General features: G+C 65.7%; 2 protein-coding genes, 1 rRNA gene and 2 pseudogenes. 3 read left to right on the forward strand and 2 right to left on the reverse strand.

Going from position 1 to position 2786, the window contains the following annotated elements; translation table 11 throughout:
- From JOY88_RS07505 to JOY88_RS07515, 3 genes and pseudogenes are all read left to right on the forward strand, one after another.
- Positions 1-296: pseudogene (locus tag JOY88_RS07505) on the forward strand (AAA family ATPase); the annotation flags it as partial.
- Positions 293-511: a hypothetical protein gene (locus tag JOY88_RS07510; protein ID WP_293501641.1), complete on the forward strand. Its 219-nt coding sequence runs from the start codon at positions 293-295 to the stop codon at positions 509-511. The pseudogene JOY88_RS07505 and the gene JOY88_RS07510, both read left to right, overlap by 4 nt.
- Positions 512-702: 191 nt before the next feature.
- Positions 703-1272, forward strand: coding sequence for a UPF0149 family protein (locus tag JOY88_RS07515; protein WP_293501642.1), 570 nt, complete (start codon positions 703-705; stop codon positions 1270-1272).
- A 30-nt stretch (positions 1273-1302) separates the two neighbouring features.
- Here the strand turns inward: JOY88_RS07515 and tnpC are convergent.
- Together tnpC and rrf are read right to left on the reverse strand one after the other, a co-directional pair.
- Positions 1303-2508, reverse strand: a pseudogene (gene tnpC, locus JOY88_RS07520) (IS66 family transposase); the annotation flags it as partial.
- Between the two features lie 182 nt (positions 2509-2690).
- Positions 2691-2786: ribosomal RNA gene (rrf, locus tag JOY88_RS07525) — 5S ribosomal RNA — on the reverse strand; the annotation flags it as partial.

Here is a 2786-nt window from a genome sequence, read left to right on the forward strand (position 1 = left end):
CCCTGGAGCGTGCGCCGTACGCGGCGCTGGCCAGCCGCATCCAGGCGCGCGTGGCCTTGCGACCCATCGTCGAGCGCGAGCGCTTCGCGCAGCTCCTCACCCACGGCCTCAAGAGCGCCGGCTGCCAGCACACGCTGCTGTCCGACTCGGGGCTGGAGATCTTGCGCCAGGCCAGCATGGGGCTGCCTCGCCAGGCCGGGCGCATCCTGTGCACGGCCATGCGGCTGGCTGTGCCCAAGGGGCTCAACCACCTGCCCGACGAGCTGCTGCAGCAAGCCATTGCGGAGTTGCAATGACGAGCGCCCCCATACTCCCGGCATCGCCGCACGGCGTGCCATTGCCCCGGCTCAGTGACGAGGCGGCCGTCGAGCTCTACCTCTTCGTCGAGCACCTGTTCCTGCTCATCGAGTCGCGCTACGGCGCGCAAATCCGGCGTCACTTCGACGGGCTCGATCGGCACAACCTCATCGAGCCAGACTTCGACTCGCCAACCGACGACCCGCCGTTCTGAACCGCCTCACCGCCATCACCCCGCAACGCCGCCAGTTCATCCCTGGCGGCGTTGTTCATCGCGCCTGCGGCATCAGCGTCTCGCCTTCCTCAAGGCGCCTGTCCTTCCCGATTCGTCCTGGGACACCCCGCTCGGTTCGCCCTCGAATAGCTTGGGACCGGGCGTCGAGATTTACGCGGGACGTAACAACCCTGCATCCCAGACAGTGGCTGCCCAAGATCTGGGGCACCACGGAGATGATGCCGCCGATGGACTCCATCGAGCATTTGAACCATGTGCTCGGCCTAGTCATGCGCCACTTCAACGGCATCATTGCCGGGCTAGAGGATCACCCAAGCGAGATCACACCTCGCTGGTCAATCTGCACGTACGACGGCGACGAGCAGGAGTACGACGACGCCGAAGCATGGGCCTACGGTTTTGTCCAGGGCATGAAGCTTTGCTGGAATGACTGGCAGCCGCTGCTGTCGACGCCTCAAGGGCAAGCCTGGTTCAGGCCGATTGCCCTGCTCGGCGAGGACGAGTTCTCTGCAGATCAGGACGAACTGACCGAGACGCCGGCGATGCGAGCTGAGTTGGCACAGCAGATTCCGCAGGCCGTCCTGGACTTGCATGCACACTGGCTGCCCTACAGACGCGCTGTCGCTGAACGCACGATGGCCCGATCGATGCAGACCAAGGTGGGCCGCAACGAACCTTGCCCCTGTGGGAGCGGCAAGAAGTTCAAGAAGTGCTGCGGTGCAGCGGCTGACCTGCACTGAGGCCCAGGCCGGCCGCGGCCCTAAATCAATTCACGGCGTCAGCCGCCAGGGCAGCAACGCGGCGTAGTCGTCCGCGGTCTGAGCCTTGGGCAGCGCGATGAACAGCGCGCGCAGGTAACGGTAGCCGTCGATGCCGTTGACCTTGCAGGTCTGCAGCAGCGAGTACAGGTTGGCGCTGGCGTTGGCACCAGCCACCGTGTCGGCGAAGAGCCAATTGCGGCGCCCGACGCAGAACGGCCGGATGGCGTTCTCCTGGACGTTGTTGTCGATGCTGTAGCGGCCGTCCTCGACGTAGCGCTTGAGCTTGCTCCACTGTGAGGACAGGTAGTGCAGCGCCTGCCCCAGCAGGCTCTTGGGCAGCACGCCATGCAGGTTGACCAACAGCAGCGCCTCGATGTCGTCCAGCACCGGCACGCTGTGCTGCTGACGCCGGCGCCCGAGCTCAGTCGCATCGACACCGTCACGCCGGGCCTGCGCCTCGACGTGGCACAGCTTGCCGATCAGCGCGATGAAGCGCGCCGCCAGCTGGTTCGGCCCGCGCTGGTCTTTGGGCAAGGACTGCAGCGCCTCCAAGAAGTACCTCCGGCAATGCGTCCAGCAGGCCAGATGCACGAGCTTGTTCGTCTCCGCCACGGTGTCGTAGACCTCGTAGCCGTCGGTCATGAACACGGCCCCCGGGCGGATGCCGGCATACAACTCCATCGCCGTCTTCGTCGAGCGACTGGGCGAGTAGGCGAACAGCCGGATTGGCGGCCTCGTGCCGTCGCGGCCGCTGCCGTCGGTCATCTGCGCCCAGACATAGCTCTTGGCCTGGGCGCTGCGTCCGGGCTCCTTGAGCACCTGCAGCTCGGTCTCGTCGCCGAACACCAGCGGCGCATCCAGCAAGGCGTCGCGCAGCAGGTTCACCACCGGCTGCACGGCCTGGCCCGCGCGCACCATGCTGCCGGCCACCGTGTTGCGCGAGATGTCGGTGCCGCCGAAGCGACCCAGCAGCACCGCTTGGCGGTACAGCGGCAGGCCGTCCAGGTACTTGGACACGGCCATCCAGGCCAGGGCGCTCTCGGTGAACAGCCCTCTGGGGATGATCTGCGCGGGGCGCGCCGCCAGGCGCATGCCGCCATCGCAGCAGGGGCAGGCGTACTTGACGCGCTCGTGGCGGATCACGCGCACCTGCTGCGGGATGATGTCCATCTGCTCGCTGGTCTGCACGCCGATCTCGCGCAGAGATTCATGCGGGTCGCAGCCAAATTGCAGGGCCGACTATTCCAGTGCCGCAGGCGCCAGGCAGATCCTGCGTGCGCTCAGCCCCCCAAACTCAAGCCGGCGTTGCGCCGGGAGGGTATCAGCGGTCCAGAATATTCGCCCCCAAAGCAAAACCCCCACTACCTTTCGATAGTGGGGGTTGGCTTCAATAAATAGCCTGACGATGACCTACTTTCACACGGGAATCCGCACTATCATCGGCGCTGACTCGTTTCACTGTCCTGTTCGGGATGGGAAGGAGTGGGACCAAG

This window comes from Roseateles sp., assembly GCF_019237615.1.
Lineage (GTDB): Bacteria > Pseudomonadota > Gammaproteobacteria > Burkholderiales > Burkholderiaceae_C > Pelomonas.